Source organism: Pseudomonas sp. OVF7 (assembly GCF_030644265.1).
GTDB classification, from domain to species: domain Bacteria; phylum Pseudomonadota; class Gammaproteobacteria; order Pseudomonadales; family Pseudomonadaceae; genus Aquipseudomonas; species Aquipseudomonas gorinensis.
In genome coordinates this window covers 1,634,058-1,648,475 of the sequence record NZ_CP128996.1, presented here as the reverse complement: position 1 = coordinate 1,648,475, position 14,418 = coordinate 1,634,058, and the positions used below count along the sequence as shown (strand labels likewise).

General features: G+C 60.0%; 10 protein-coding genes. 5 read left to right on the top strand and 5 right to left on the bottom strand.

Going from position 1 to position 14,418, the window contains the following annotated elements:
* Positions 1–86: 86 nt before the first annotated feature.
* Together QU606_RS07345 and QU606_RS07340 are read left to right on the top strand one after the other, a co-directional pair.
* Positions 87–2,738: a sensor histidine kinase KdpD gene (locus tag QU606_RS07345; protein WP_024074184.1), complete on the top strand. Its 2,652-nt coding sequence runs from the start codon at positions 87–89 to the stop codon at positions 2,736–2,738.
* A gap of 38 nt (positions 2,739–2,776) precedes the next feature.
* Complete coding sequence (locus tag QU606_RS07340) at positions 2,777–3,466, top strand: response regulator (RefSeq protein WP_041160871.1); 690 nt, start codon at positions 2,777–2,779, stop codon at positions 3,464–3,466.
* A 21-nt stretch (positions 3,467–3,487) separates the two neighbouring features.
* Here the strand turns inward: QU606_RS07340 and QU606_RS07335 are convergent, their stop codons facing one another.
* A complete protein-coding gene (locus QU606_RS07335; protein ID WP_024074186.1) occupies positions 3,488–4,525 on the bottom strand; it encodes a patatin-like phospholipase family protein in 1,038 nt (345 codons plus the stop codon).
* Positions 4,526–4,740: 215 nt separating this feature from the next.
* Here QU606_RS07335 and QU606_RS07330 point away from each other — a divergent pair, with 215 nt between their 5' ends.
* From QU606_RS07330 to QU606_RS07320, 3 genes are all read left to right on the top strand, one after another.
* On the top strand, positions 4,741–5,019 hold the full coding sequence (locus tag QU606_RS07330; RefSeq protein ID WP_024074187.1) for a hypothetical protein: 279 nt from the start codon (positions 4,741–4,743) through the stop codon (positions 5,017–5,019).
* A gap of 44 nt (positions 5,020–5,063) precedes the next feature.
* The gene (locus QU606_RS07325; RefSeq protein WP_304998260.1) at positions 5,064–5,825 is read left to right on the top strand and encodes a CHAD domain-containing protein; all 762 of its coding nucleotides are present in this window, start codon (positions 5,064–5,066) and stop codon (positions 5,823–5,825) included.
* An 89-nt stretch (positions 5,826–5,914) separates the two neighbouring features.
* Positions 5,915–6,712: an acyl-CoA thioesterase II gene (locus QU606_RS07320; protein ID WP_304998259.1), complete on the top strand. Its 798-nt coding sequence runs from the start codon at positions 5,915–5,917 to the stop codon at positions 6,710–6,712.
* Positions 6,713–6,720: 8 nt separating this feature from the next.
* Here QU606_RS07320 and QU606_RS07315 read toward each other — a convergent pair whose 3' ends face one another.
* The 4 genes from QU606_RS07315 to QU606_RS07300 all read right to left on the bottom strand — a co-directional run bounded on the left by QU606_RS07315 (position 6,721) and on the right by QU606_RS07300 (position 14,368).
* A complete protein-coding gene (locus tag QU606_RS07315) occupies positions 6,721–7,083 on the bottom strand; it encodes an Mpo1-like protein (protein ID WP_304998258.1) in 363 nt (120 codons plus the stop codon).
* 485 nt (positions 7,084–7,568) lie between these two features.
* Complete coding sequence (locus QU606_RS07310) at positions 7,569–7,976, bottom strand: Imm50 family immunity protein (RefSeq protein WP_304998257.1); 408 nt, start codon at positions 7,974–7,976, stop codon at positions 7,569–7,571.
* 2 nt (positions 7,977–7,978) lie between these two features.
* Positions 7,979–12,688 carry an RHS repeat-associated core domain-containing protein gene (locus QU606_RS07305; protein WP_304998256.1) on the bottom strand — a complete coding sequence of 1,570 codons (4,710 nt, stop codon included), beginning with the start codon at positions 12,686–12,688 and terminating at the stop codon, positions 7,979–7,981.
* Between the two features lie 198 nt (positions 12,689–12,886).
* Positions 12,887–14,368, bottom strand: coding sequence for a methyl-accepting chemotaxis protein (locus QU606_RS07300; protein WP_304998255.1), 1,482 nt, complete (start codon positions 14,366–14,368; stop codon positions 12,887–12,889).
* Positions 14,369–14,418: the final 50 nt, after the last annotated feature.

Genomic DNA, 14,418 nt, shown 5'->3' with positions numbered 1-14,418 from the left:
GACGCGGGCGTCCAGCATGAACGCGGCGCTCTTGAGTTTTTCGCGAGCAAGCTCGCTCCTACCCTAAATTGTTGAAGGACCCCTGCATGAGCGACTCCGGCCGCGCCGATGCTTTCCTAGCCGATCTGCCCCGGGACGGGCGTGGTCGGCTCAAAGTCTTCCTCGGCGCCGCGCCGGGGGTAGGCAAGACCTACGCCATGCTCCAGGCGGCGCACACCCAGTTGCGCCAGGGCGTCAAGGTGATCGCCGGCGTGGTCGAAACCCACGGCCGCGCCGAGACCGAGGCCTTGCTCAGTGGCCTGCCGCAACAACCGTTGCTGCGCAGTGAATACCGTGGCGTGATGCTCGAAGAGATGGACCTCGACGGCCTGCTCGCCGCCAAGCCCCAACTGGTGCTGGTGGACGAGCTGGCCCACAGCAACGCCCCTGGCAGCCGCCATGAAAAGCGCTGGCAAGACATCCAGGAGCTGCTCGCGGCTGGCATCAACGTGTTCACCACGGTCAACGTCCAGCATCTGGAAAGCCTCAACGACCAAGTGCGCGGCATCACCGGCGTACAGGTGCGCGAAACCCTGCCGGACTGGGTGCTGCAAGAGGCCGACGAACTGCTGCTGATCGACCTGCCGTCCCGCGAGTTGCTGGAGCGCCTGCGTGACGGCAAGGTGTATGTGCCCGAGCAGGCCCGCGCGGCCATCGACGCATTTTTCACCCAGACCAACCTGATGGCCTTGCGCGAGCTGGCGATGCAAACCGCCGCCGCCCACGTCGATGATGACCTGGCCCAGGGGTATCGCCAGCTCGGCCAGGCCGCGCCAGCGGTGCGCGGTCGTTTACTCGTGGGGATTGATGGCGATGCACAAGCCGAGCGCCTGGTGCGACATGCCAGCCGCGTGGCCCAGCGTCGGCATTTGCCGTGGAGCCTGGTGCATATCGACAACGGTCGCGCACGGGACGAACAATCGCGCCTGCGCCTGCAAAATGCCCAGCAACTGGCCGAACGCCTGGGCGGTGAAGTGGTACTGCTGCGCGCGGGCGAGGTGGCCAAGACGCTGATCCAGCATGCCGCCGAACGTCGCGCCAGCCTGTTGCTGGTGGGGCAGTCACGGCCACGCTGGCGGCGCCGGCTGTTCGGTGGGGGGCTGGCGGCGCGGTTGTTGCGTAATGCGCACGGCCTGGAAATCAGCGTGCTCTACAGCGACGACATGCCGCCGCCGCCTCGCCTGCCGGAGGTGCATGGGCTGGTGTGGTTCGATTACGCTTTGGCGGTTGTCGCGACGGTCGTCGCGGCGGCCGTGGCCTGGGGCGTGTCCAGTGTGTTGCCGCTGCCGAATATCTCGCTGGTGTTTCTCGCTGCGGTGTTGCTGGTGGCGGTGCGTAGCAGCCTGGGGCCGTCACTGGTGTGTGCGGCGTTGTCGTTCCTGACGTACGACTTCCTGTTTATCCCACCCCGTTTTTCCTTCGCCATCCAGCGTGAAGAGGACGTGCTGACGTTGCTGTTCTTCCTGCTGATGGCGGCGCTCACCGGCAATCTTGCTGCGCGACAACGCCGGCAGCTGCAGGCTTTGCGCGATACCCAGGAAGAAACCAGCGAACTGCTGGACCTGTCGCGCAAGCTTACGGCGGCCACGGATCGCCAGGCGGTGATCAGCGCGGCGGCCCATCATCTGGAAGGCTGGAGCGACCTGGACTTGTGCCTGGTCAATCGCGACGGCCAAGGCGATTGGAAAGTCGAGACCGGTGGCCCGCTGGTCTTCACCGAAGCCGAGCGCGCTGCCGCTGATTGGGCCTGGCAGCACGATCAACCCGCCGGCAAAGGCACCGGCACCTTGCCACTCGGGCGTTGGTGGTGGTGGCCGCTGTCAGGTGAAGAAGGCCCGCTGGGCCTGCTCGGTGTCAGTGCAAAACCGGGTCTGGAATTGAGCGGCCAACGCCGTCGCCTGCTGACGGCCTTGAGCCAACCACTGGCGCAGGCGTTGGCGCGGGCGCAACTGGCGCAGGAACTGGAGTCGGCGCGCCTGCACGGCGAAACCGAGCAACTGCGCAGCGCCTTGCTCGCCTCGGTGTCCCATGATTTGCGTACGCCGTTGACCTCCATGCGTGGCAGCATCGACAGCCTCCTGGCGCTGGGTGAAGCTATCCCGCTGGAGGATCGCCGCGAGTTGCTCGAAGGTACCCGTGACGAAGCCGAGCGCCTCGACCGCTACATCCAGAACCTGCTGGACATGACGCGCCTGGGCCACGGCGCACTGAAGCTGGCGCGGGATTGGGTGTCGCCCGGCGATATCGTCGGCAGTGCCCTTGGCCGTCTGCGTGCGGTGCTGGCGCCTTTGCAGGTGAGCACTGATGTGCCGCCGGAACTGCCGTTGCTCTATGTGCATGCGGCCTTGATCGAGCAAGCCCTGGTCAACGTGCTGGAAAATGCCGCGCGGTTCTCGCCGCCCCAGGGACGTTTGCAACTGAGCGCCGGAGTGTCGGGCAACCAGCTGTTTTTCGCCGTGGCCGATGAGGGGCCGGGGATTCCCGAGGACGAGCGCGCGAAGATTTTCGATATGTTCTACACCGCTGCCCGGGGCGATCGGGGCGGGCAGGGCACCGGGTTGGGCCTGGCGATCTGCCAGGGCATGGTCGGCGCCCATGGCGGGCATATCAGCGTCGCCGATGGCATTGACGGGCGGGGCACCTGCATCACCTTGTTCCTGCCGTTGCCGGCACAGCCTGGCCTGGAGCGCGAGGCGTGAGCTACTCTCTTTTTTTTTATGGATTTTGATTGGACACCATGAGCCAGACCGCGACGATTTTGGTCATCGATGACGAACCGCAGATTCGCAAATTCCTGCGCATCAGCCTGGCCTCCCAGGGGTACAAAGTGATCGAGGCCGGCAGCGGCAACGAAGGCCTGGCGCAGGCGGCATTGAGCAAGCCGGACTTGCTGGTGCTCGACCTTGGCCTGCCGGATATGGACGGCCAGCAAGTGCTGCGCGAGTTTCGCGAATGGTCGACGGTGCCGGTCCTGGTGTTGTCGGTACGGGCCAGTGAGATACAGAAGGTCGAGGCCCTGGATGGAGGCGCGAACGATTACGTCACCAAACCCTTTGGCATCCAGGAGTTTCTCGCCCGGGTGCGTGCATTGCTGCGTCAGGCGCCTGCGGGAGAAGCCCAGGAAGCGGCCTTGAGTTTCGGCCCGCTGACGGTGGACCTGGCTTATCGTCGCGTGTTGCTGGATGGCGAGGAAGTGGCGCTGACCCGTAAGGAGTACGCAGTGCTGGCACAACTGGCACGCCACCCCGGGCGGGTGATTACCCAGCAGCAATTGCTCAAGGACATCTGGGGCCCCACCCACATCGAAGACAGCCATTACCTGCGCATCGTGGTGGGCCATCTGCGCCAGAAACTGGCGGACGATCCGACGCAGCCACGGTTTATCGTGACCGAGGCGGGGGTAGGGTATCGGTTGTTGGGGGCTTAGCCCTCAGCCCCAGCACACCGTTCAGCGCTGTTCACTTTCATAGCGATCCAGCGTATCGCTGGCAATCTCCCTGCCCAGGGCGATCAACTCCGGCGCCTTGTAGAACTCGAAAAACCGACACACCCGTTTCGGCACGTTGATCAGGATATCCGGCGGATAGCCGGCGATCTTGTACTGCGCCAACGACGTCTGCATCACCTCGAAGCTCTGGTTGATCAAGTCCAGCAGCGACGCCGGCCCGACGTTATCGATGATGAACGAGCCCGTGGCCGATTTCGGCGCCCCGGCCTTTTCGGGCGCGGCGGCAGGTTGCTGGGATTCGGGTTCAGCCGATTCCAGCCATGGGTTGATCTCGGCCGCCTGGGCCTGCAAGGCTTCCTGTTCCAGCTTCATCAGTTGCTCGGCCTGCTTGCGGCGAAACGGCAGGTGCGAACCCAGTGACTTCGCCAGGCTGTTGAACCGGCTCTTGAATGCCGGCGGGCGTGGGATCACGGGTAAATGGTAGTGCTTCTGGTTGGTGGCGTTGAGGTTCACCGCGATGATCAGGTCGCAATGGCTCGACACCACGGGCACGATCGGCAGCGGGTTGAGCAGGCCGCCGTCCACCAGCATGCGGTTGCCCTGCATCACGGGCGTAAACAGGCTGGGGATCGCCGCCGAGGCACGCATGGCCTGGTGCAGGCAGCCTTCCTGGAACCAGATTTCCTGCTGGTTGGTCAGGTCGGTGGCCACGGCCGTGTAGGGGATGCGCAGTTCTTCGATATTGATTTCGCCAACGATCTTGCGGATTTGCCCGAAGACTTTCTCGCCACGGATCGCACCGAGACGAAAACTGACGTCCACCAAGCGCAAGACATCCAGGTAGTCGAGGCTTTCGATCCAGTTTCGATACTCATCGAGCTTGCCGGCGGCGTAGATCCCGCCCACCACCGCGCCCATGGAACAGCCTGCGATACAGGCGATGTCGTAGCCGCGCCGTTCGATTTCCTCGATCACCCCGATATGGGCGTAGCCCCGGGCCCCGCCGGAGCCCAGCACCAAGGCAACACGCTTTTTCATGGTCGATGTCCTTCATTAAGCAGGCGCTCACAATGCACCCATTGAGGGGGCTGCTTCAATCTTCATGAACCGTGCAATAATTTTCCAGAATAGCGCCTCGGCTCGGGTATGCTCTGGCAATAGGCGCTTCTGATTTCAGGCTATGGATAAGGCACTTTTCCTTGTAGGCAACGTCTACACCGTACGACTGTTTTTCTTATTTTGAGGTGTCATCGATGAAAGCCTGGATGTGTGTGCCTGTGATCATGTTGGCCCTGGCCGGTTGCGCCGGGAAAACCGCATACCGCGACAGCTGCGGCACCCAATTGGATGCAGCGTGGAAAGAGTTGGACCTGGCCAAGGCCGAAGGCTTTGCCGGCACCGTGAGCTATTCCAAGGCCTTGTCCCTGTTGACAGGCGCGAAGACCCAGCAACAGTTTGAAGCGTTCGAAGGCTGCTCCAACAAAGCTGAAAAGGCGCGGTTCTATATTCGTGAGTCGCGCGCTGGGCGTTGATCCCAGGGAGCGAATAGGGTTTTTCATCGAGAAGTGAGGGCAGGATGTCAGCTTTGGTCGATCAGTTAGTCGCTCAGGTCATTGGCCTGGAAGTAGGGTTACTGAGCTGCCAGGCTCGCCTTGCCGCCGTTACCGATGATGAAGCCCTGCATGATTTGCGCACTACCGTGCGACGCCTGCGCAGCTTGTTGCGCCCTTTGCGTGGGCTGCCGGGCGTCGAACACCTTGAATTGGCCGCCAGCACGGTCGGCCAATTGACCACTCCGCTGCGTGACCGTGAAGTACTGGCCGCCTACCTGCACCAGCATGGTCATCACGACGCCGCCGACCGCCGCCTGCGGCTGCAGCCCGATGCCTACCGCCAGGTGGCTCAAGGTCCTGAGTTGGCTCACCTGCTGCAAATTCTCGATGCATTCCCACGGTTTATCCGAGCGTCCCAACACCAGAAATTGCTCAAGGGCTTGCGCCTGCGCATCGAGAAACGCCTGGCCAAGCAATGGCAGAAACTCGACGAAGCACTGAAGGACCCCAGCCATGATCGCCACCGCTTGCGGTTGCTGATCAAGCGCGTGCGCTACGCCGCCGAAGCCTACCCCGAACTGGACAAGCTCCCGGCCAAAGCCCTGTCGCGCCTGAAGGATGCCCAAGGCGCGCTTGGCGATTGGCATGATTGCTGGCAATGGTTGGCCCAGGCCGAACATCAAGCCGATCTGCAGCCGTGTGTCGCGGTATGGCATCGCACCATGGTCAAGGCTGAAGGGCAGGCGGACCGAGTGCTGGATAAACTCAGCGTCGATTGTTTTTAAACCGGTCCGGCTTTTGGCCGGAATAGGCGCTGTACCTGGCCGTCACGATGGTTAAGATCCAGCATCGGTTTTCTTGATGTGAGGTCGCCATGCGCTTTAGTGATTTGCTCGACGCTGCCCGTAGCCACCCGTTGGATATCACCATCCCCGCAGAATGGGCCCAGGGCCGTGCGACCTTCGGCGGCCTGGTCGTCGCTTTGCAATACGAAGCTTTGCGCGCCCACGTGCCTGCCGATCGGCCATTGCGCTCGCTGGCGGTTACCTTCGTCGGTCCGGTTGCGCCCGATGTACCCGCAAGCTATCAAGTCGAAGTGCTGCGCGAAGGCAAGGCGGTCAGCCAGTTGCTCGGTCGTGTGGTGCAAAACGGCGAAGTTGCGACGCTGGTGCAGGCCAGTTTCGGCGCGTCCCGCGAGTCGCAGATCTTGGTCGGGAGCGAACCGCCACCGACGTTCAAGCATTGGGATGAGTGCCAGGAACTGCCGTATATCAAGGGCGTCACCCCCGAATTCATGCGGCACCTGGCGATGCGTTGGAGTGTCGGCGGCCTGCCATTTACCGGCAATAAATCCCGTGACATGGGCGGCTGGGTTCGATTACGTGGGGATGTGAAAGAAGAACCACTGACCGAAGCGCACATCCTCGCACTTGTCGACGCGTGGCCACCGGCCTTGCTCCCGCACCTGAAGAAACCGGCGCCGGGCAGCACCCTGACCTGGACCATCGAATTCATCCAGCCGCTGCAAAACCTCACCACCCTCGACTGGTGCCAGTATCACGTCAACATCGAACACGCCCGCGACGGCTACGGCCACGCCGCCGCTGCGCTATGGAGCCCGACCGGCGAACTGATCGCAATCAGCCGCCAGACCGTGGTGGTCTTCGCCTAAACCGGCTATCAGTGGTAGTGGCGCTGACGCCAGGCGCGCCACCAGCCGCCGCTCAACACAAAGCGTGGGAAGGTCACGAACTGCTCGACGACCAAGCGTTGTACGGCGTCTTTACGGTCACTGAACGGCTCGCTGGCTTGAACTTCCAGGCGATGACCCTGCCGCTGCAAGCCCAGGCCGGCGAGGATACCGACAACACCCACCGCAAAACTGGCCAAGCTCAGGCTGAACACACCGGAAACGATCAACAGGAAGCCGATGATAAACAGCGGCACGGCGATCAAGTGCAGCGCCAGGTTGGTCGGGTGCTGATGGTTTTGCGGGTAGTTGCGCCATTGCCAGGCGGGGAGATTGGGATGACGTTTGCCCATGATGGTGAATCCTCTGTCCGTTGAAATAACATGGGGAGAGTTTAGGTGGGGGTGGGGCGCGTGGGCGAATTGGGGTTGGCTATGGGGTCTATAGTTAGCACGAAATAATAGGTATCGACTAGCAGTCCGGTATTCAGCTCTTCTGAGAGGGCACACACGTAAAGTAAATAAAATGAATGTCGCACTCCTAAAATCATTACCTATGGATGTATTCGTAAACACCGTTTTGCTGAATTTCTTCCAAGTTTATTTTGTGAATGGTTTCGTTTAGGGAAGGCAAGTGTTTTGAGTGGCAAATGAGCTGGGCGACACTATGTGTTTCTGCATCATAGAACCTGAAGGGAATACGGTAACGGGGACGCCCATTTATTTAATGGAGCAGTGAATCGAATGTTCAGGTTATAAATGGTTCTGCTCCTGTATTCTGTGCTTTTTTCGTTAAGTTCGACTGGGTCGAGTGCGATGCTTTTGGATATGATAAATATTTATTTGAAGAAGTAATCGTCCGGTCCGTTTATGTAAACGTTAGGGTCACTAAGTGAAATGAATTTAGCTTTGAATTCTATCAGCGCACTGTCGTTGGTTGCTTTGAATTTGAAATGGTTATTTTGTTTTTCTATTGTTACAAGAAACTCTTTATGAATAGGTATGTTTTGTATTTTTAAATCTTCGATTTCGTTGCAGGTTATACCTATTCTGCAGGTGTTGTAGCCTTTGTTTTTCCATTTTTCAGGAAGCTTGTCTGGGAATTCGGGTATGTCGAAGCCCAGTCCGACACAAGGCTGATCATTTTCTATTCTTAAAGAAAAAAGAGCAATTTTACCGATTTTTATAGGAAGACTAAATATCTTACTAAAAAATATGCTTCCGTCTAATTCGTTCCAGTATTTCATTTTTATTTCCTAAAAGGATAGTGTTTCTTTGCCTTTGGAATATATCCTTTCCGAGGCTTCTCGATGGGGCGCAAGTTGAAGTGCGATGAATGGTCTCCGACGCCATCTATCCTGCCGAATTTGTGGCCGGCAGAGTGGTCTTGAATAAGGATTTTTGAGCCGTCTGGTCGTGTAAATTTATAAACTCTTGTATTAATCGCTCTGCCGGTTTCATCTAAAACTGTTTTTTTGTTTTTGTCCGTCATTTTTTCAATCGTGTATTGTTTGGCTTTTCCAGTTTCTGGGTCTACGACGATATCAGGGCTCTGCATCATGGGTATATTGGCATCTCTTTTGGCTTCTCTGAACGCACCTTTGCGCGAAATATCGGGGGCGTCCGGTTCATCCGGTATTTTACAAGCGAGCTGTTTTTTTCCTTTGGGCGGACAGTTGGCGTTCAATCCTAGAGGATCTATCCACCCCGTAGGATTGGGCACGTACTGGTACCCATTGGCCCCACCCGCCAACTTCACCGGATCCGGCGTCAGGTAACGACCAACATCCGGATTGTAGTAGCGATGACGGTTGTAGTGCAGTCCGCTTTCCTGATCGAAGTACTGACCCTGAAAACGCAGCGGGTTGTCGACTTTTCCGATGTCTAGCCGGGTGATTTCGCCGTAGGCTCGGTAGTGCGCGGACCAGACGATTTCACCGTCGGGGGCGGTGAGTTCCTGGGGTGTGCCGAGGTGGTCGAGTTGGTAGTGATAAGGCTTCGTTTCTTTTGGACCGAAGCCTTCCAGCAGGACGAGCGGGCGGAAGCTGTCCGGTTCGTAGAGATAGCTGCGATGCTTTTCGGCGTGGTGCTCGGCGATGAGTTTGTCGCCTTGCCAGAAAAACTCCGTGGTTATGCGATCCACGGTCTTGCTGATGCGCCGCCCAAACGGGTCATAGCGATAGCTCGCGGTTTGGCCGTTGGGCTGGGTAATGCCGATCAGCCGATGCTGGCAGTCGTAGCGGTATTCGGTGACGAGTTGGTGACCCTTGTCGCGGCGTTCGCGGATCAGGTTGCCGAAGGCGTCGTAGTCGTAATGGCGGTCGCCCTGGATCATCAGGCGGTTGCCGGCGACGATGTCGGGGCCGGGGCGGTCTTGCATGAGCAGGTTGCCGGCCGGGTCGTGGGCGAAGCGTTCGTGCGGGTCTTGCGTGTGGTCGGCGCGGGTGAGGCGGGCGAGGGGGTCGTAGTGGTAGTGGTGTTCGCCTTTGCGGCTGTCGACTAAGCGGGTGAGGTTGCCGGTTTTGTCGTAGTCGTAGTGGCGCTGGTAAAGGTGGGTGTCCTGTTGCGCGACGGTGTGGGCGTGCAGGCGGTGTTGTTCGTCGTAGTGGTAGTGGCTGAGGAGCTGGCCCTGTTGGCGTTGGTGTTCTTGGCCGGCCTTGAATAGATGAGAGGTCAGCAGTGCGCCATTTAACTCGACGGTGGCGAGGTGGCCGCCTTTGCTGTGGTTGAACACCACGCGGTTGTTGTCGGGCAGGCGCAGGTTTTGAAGCTGACCGCAGGCGTCGTAGCCATAGCGCAAGGTGCCCCAGCCTTGGTGTTCGGCGGTCAGGCGGTTTTGGCTGTCGTATTCGTAGGCTAACGCCCAGTGACCGTCGTCGACGCTGAGGAGGTTGCCTTGGCGGTCGTAGGTATATTCAACAAGGTTGCCGTCGGGCAGGGTTTTTCGTACGAGGCGTCCGGCGTGGTCTCGCTCATAACGAGTAACGAGCTGACTGCCATCGTCGCCGTGTTCGGTCTTTTCCTGCAGGTTGCCGTTGAGGTCGTAGGCATAAGCCGTACGCTGCCCATCAAACCCGACTTCCTGCTGGATCAGCCCGTTGGGGTGGTAGTCGAGCCGGTAGGTCTCGCCAACCTCGTTTTCGATCTCGGTCAGCAGTAACCGGGCGTTGTCGTAGCGGTAGTGGACCTGGGTGCCATCGGCATTGATACGGCGGCTGATCAGGTGCAAGCCGTCGGCGTATTCGTAGCGGGTGACACGCCCGAGTTCATCGCGTTCGGCGGTGATTTTTCCGTAGGGGTTGTAGCTGTATTCCCGCGTGGCGCCGCCCGCTTGGGTTAGCTTGACCAGGCGCCCGGCGGCATCCCATTGGTACTGGGTCAGCGCGCCATGCTCATCCTCGCGGGCAATCTGTCGACCCAAGTCGTCATAGCGATAGCGCCGCACACCGCCATTGGGCAGCGTCTGCTCCAGCAGTTGCCCGTGCTCATTCCACACCAGCCGTTGGCAGCTGTGATCCGGGTGCCAAACCCCCACCAGTTGTCCGTATTGGTCGTAGCTGTAGTCAGTGACATGGCCGTCGGGATCGATCTTACGAATGACATCGCCCTGGTCATTGCGCTCGTACTTCCAGACCGCCAGACCCCGTCTTACAACCCGTACGAAGCCATTGTCATGCTCGTAGGACGTCGGCTCGTCATCCCCCGGAAACAGCGCGACCAAGCGCCCGGCTTCATCGTACTGATACGCCGTCACCGCCCCCAACGGGTCCTGCTCGACCGTCAGCCGACCTTTGTCATCGTAGGATTTGAAGTGCTGCGCACCGTCCGGATCAATCCGCTGCACCAGCCGCGCCCGGTCGTCATGGACATACACTTCCTGACTGCCATCGGCGTTGTGCACCGTGACGCGCCCGTCCTCACTCCACACATAGCGCGTGTCCATCTGCGAAAAGCTGGCCCAATGCCGGACACATCGCGCCGCCTTGCCAGACCGTTCCCACGCCCAAAAGAAACTCGCCCCACCGGCCAATTGCCGCTCGAGAATGACGTGCTTATCGTCGTAGCGGTAAACCTCGCTTTCGCCGACGGCATTGGTCGCGCAAACCAGTCGGCCGGCATCGTCATAGGCGTAGGCAACAACGTGCTGCTCCGTCACCCATACGTAGGGTTCATGCCCCTTGGCGCGCTGAACCTGGTAGTCCACCGCCACAATGCGGCCCCGTTCATAGCGCAAAAACAGCGACCGGCCCGCGCCGTTATCCAACCGCTCAATGCGCCCCAATACGTCGCGGAAAATTCGCAGGCGGTTGTCATACGCATCACTGATCGAGACCAATACACCGTCGCGAAAGTGATAAAACCGCGCCGCCTGGGCCAGCACCAGTTCATCCGGCGAAGCGCCTAGATAGATCGCCGCTTCAGCCAGGCTGTTGGTGATCGCGGGGCGAGCCGCGGTGGGCAGCGGGAGCTCAGTCGTGCGGTTTTCATGGTCAATCCAGACGACCGAATCGCCCACCACAGAAAGCCTGTGCGCCAGCGCGTGACTCCAGCCAAACCCCAACCCGCAATCCACTTCCACCGCACTGGTGCGGTACAACCGGGTCCACTCGAACGGCAAGATCCCGTCCAGCGTGCCATCGGTGAGGGTGAGCAGCTCCTCGCCGGTAACCATCGACACCGGGCAGCCGTTGGTTACGGTTTTATCCGAAGACGCGGCAGCATCCCCCGCAGGGTTTTTCCCCGAAACAGGCGCATCATCGACAGGCTCCTGCCTGACCAACACCGTCTTCTGTGTCTTGTTACGAACCGCCGGCACCGGGTTCGAAACCACGTGCTCCCCAGCCTTCAACGGCGCCACCGGTACAGTCTTGATCGCTGTCGCCGAGCCACCGAGCAGCAAAGGCTTCAACGCCTCGGCATGCGCGTCCAACTTCGGCCCCACCAACTGATCGGCCAGCATCTCCAGCCACTGGCGCGCTCGTCCGGATTTGATATGCCCCAGCACCTGAGCGCCCAGGCGAATCTGCACGCCCATGCCACGGGTCGCCCAGATCAGCAATAGATTGATCAACACTTCGCCGGTGATCTCGCCCAGCACTTCATACATCTCGGGCGGCGGTAGCAGGCGTATCCAACTGACCATGGCCGACGCGTAGATAAACAGCAGCGGCTCATCGCTGAGCACCAACAGCCCCTTTGCGAGGGTGTCGTCGCCCAGTCTCAGCAATTCATCAAGTTCGGCCTGGGTGATGTACTGCAGCAATTTCTCGCCGTTGGCTTTGAGGTTCGCCAGCAAGTCATACAGCTGCGTAATGTTGTCCCACAGGTTGTAGAGCGCCTTGGCTATCCCGGTGGAAAAGGCCAAGCGCTGCATCGCGCTGCGCTCGAACCGCGTAGCGTTGGCGAAGTCGTCCCACTGGGGCTGGAAGGTCTTGGTCCATTCGTCACGCAGGTGACCTTCCAAGCCCGCGATCACCGACTGATAAGACGCATACAGCGCCTTGACGTGATCCTTGGAAACGTTGGGATAGAAGGTGATTTGGTACTGCTGGTTGCGATCACACTCGGTGATTTCGAGGATGCCGCTGGGACCGATGGTTCGATGGAGTGGTGCGCCGAGCGGGCCGCCGTCCTGGGTAATGGCTTGCAGCATCACCGGCGTATTGCCGATCGGCACAAACCGAGTGCTTTCGAACATATGCACCAGAGTCAACGATCCCTGGGTATTGCACATGGCGACCGTTTTACTTGGGGCGTTGGAAGAAGCCGGCGCCACCAACGCCACCTCTTCCCCAACTTTGAACACCTGCTCCACTGCCAGTGCCGAAACGCTCCAGAAGCTCTCGGCCCACTCATCAAAGGTGTTCAGGCAACCGCGCAAGTCACGAAAGACGCGCTCAACGTCCGGCGCCTCGGCATCCATGGGGGCCAGGACAAAACTGGCAATGACAGGAATCAAGAGGCAGCCCCGACAACCGGGGCATTAACGGGTGGGTACATCGGCGGTCCCTCGCACTGAATGATCAGGCGAGAGACTTTGGAGAGGTTCGTCAGGTAAAGAAGTCGGCGCTATTCGCCAGGACGGCTAGGAGGGTTCGCCAAAACTTCGGGTAAACGGGGAGTCGATCGTAGGAGTCGGATTACAGGTGGAGAAGCCCTACAGCTTCAGTTGCCCAATCGCCTTGCTCAACTCCCCAGCCAAGGTCGCCAGCTCATTGCTGGTGGTCGCCGAATCCACCGTCTGTTGCACGGTGTTTTCGGTCACATCACGAATGCTCACTACCGCTCGGTTCATTTCTTCGGCCACATGGCTTTGCTGTTCGGCGGCAACCGCGATCTGGGTGTTGCTTTCACGCATCTGCGCCACGGCGCCGGTGATTTCGGCCAGTGCTGCGCCGGCTTCCTGGGCCTGCTGTACGCAGTCGTCGGCCTTGAACGAGCTTTCCTGCATAAAGTCTACGGCGTCGCGGGTGCCAGCCTGGAGGGCCGAGACCATGCGGGTGATTTCGTCGGTGGAACTCTGCACGCGCTTGGCCAGGTTACGCACTTCGTCGGCGACCACGGCGAAACCACGGCCCATTTCACCGGCGCGGGCGGCTTCGATGGCGGCGTTGAGGGCGAGCAGGTTGGTTTGTTCGGCAATGCTGTGGATCACGCCGACCACGCTGTTGATCTTCTGGCTGTCTTCGGCGAGTTTCTGGATCATCTCGGCGGTCTGCTGCACGCCGCTGGACAGCCCGGCAATCGAGTGTTGCACCCGGGTCACGACTTCCTGGCCGCTGCCGGCGAGGGTGTCGGCGGTCTGGGACAGGTCACGGGTCGCGCCGGCATGTTGGGCGATGTGGTAGACGGTGGCGGTCATCTCGTTGATCGCGGTGGCGGCCTGGTCGGTTTCGCTTTGCTGGCCGAGCATGCCGTGCTGCACTTCGTTCATGCTGCTGGCCAATCGCGCGGCGCCGTCGTCCAGGAGCTTGGCGGTGCGCGCCACGGTGTTGACCACCCGCTGGTAGCCGGCTTGCATGGCGTTGAAGGCGCTGGCCATCTGGCCGACTTCATCTTTGCAGGCCAGAGGCACGCGGGCTGAGAGGTCGCCGGTCTTTTCGACGTGCAGCATCACATCCTTGAGGGTGTTGAGCTGGCTGAGCAGGAAGCGAATCAGCAACTGCGAGGCGCAGAGCATCGCCAGCATCAGGATCAGCACGGCGATGGCGTAGTTGGCGAAGCGTTCACTGAACACCTGGCTCAGGCTCGGTGCGTAGGCGAGCACGGCGACCTGTTGCCCATCGGCGCGCGTGATGACTTCGGCGCCCATCAGTGGGTTTTCGCCGAACAGTGGCAGGTGATTGAGTTCGACCCAGCCGCTGGCGCTGTTCAGGGCTGACAGGTCTTGATCGGCCATTTGTGGGGCTTGGCCACGGGCAAATGTCAGCCAAGAGTCACCCTTGGGCAGCGCCTTGTCGGCTGGCCACGCACTGAGCAGGCGCGCCTCGGTTTGTGCCGCGGCTTGGGATGCATGGCTGCGCGACTGCTGTTCCAGATGCACTGCATACAGCACCAGGAGCAGGGTGGTGATAAAGGCGACCGCGTTGACGGCCCAGAATTTGTACTTCAGCGAGATATTGCTAAGCCAGGCACCCATGGAAGGTTTTCTCTGATAGCGGAAACAGCATTGGCAAGGTGCCATTATAG

Bases quoted from the DNA above. Each gene is read 5' to 3' on its own strand.
- QU606_RS07315 (WP_304998258.1), bottom strand. From the start codon at position 7,083: ATGGGCAAACGTCATCCCAATCTCCCCGCCTGGCAATGGCGCAACTAC.
- QU606_RS07340 (WP_041160871.1), top strand. From the start codon at position 2,777: ATGAGCCAGACCGCGACGATTTTGGTCATCGATGACGAACCGCAGATT.
- QU606_RS07325 (WP_304998260.1), top strand. From the start codon at position 5,064: ATGTCAGCTTTGGTCGATCAGTTAGTCGCTCAGGTCATTGGCCTGGAA.
- QU606_RS07335 (WP_024074186.1), bottom strand. From the start codon at position 4,525: ATGAAAAAGCGTGTTGCCTTGGTGCTGGGCTCCGGCGGGGCCCGGGGC.
- QU606_RS07300 (WP_304998255.1), bottom strand. From the start codon at position 14,368: ATGGGTGCCTGGCTTAGCAATATCTCGCTGAAGTACAAATTCTGGGCC.
- QU606_RS07310 (WP_304998257.1), bottom strand. From the start codon at position 7,976: ATGAAATACTGGAACGAATTAGACGGAAGCATATTTTTTAGTAAGATA.
- QU606_RS07320 (WP_304998259.1), top strand. From the start codon at position 5,915: ATGCGCTTTAGTGATTTGCTCGACGCTGCCCGTAGCCACCCGTTGGAT.
- QU606_RS07330 (WP_024074187.1), top strand. From the start codon at position 4,741: ATGAAAGCCTGGATGTGTGTGCCTGTGATCATGTTGGCCCTGGCCGGT.
- QU606_RS07345 (WP_024074184.1), top strand. From the start codon at position 87: ATGAGCGACTCCGGCCGCGCCGATGCTTTCCTAGCCGATCTGCCCCGG.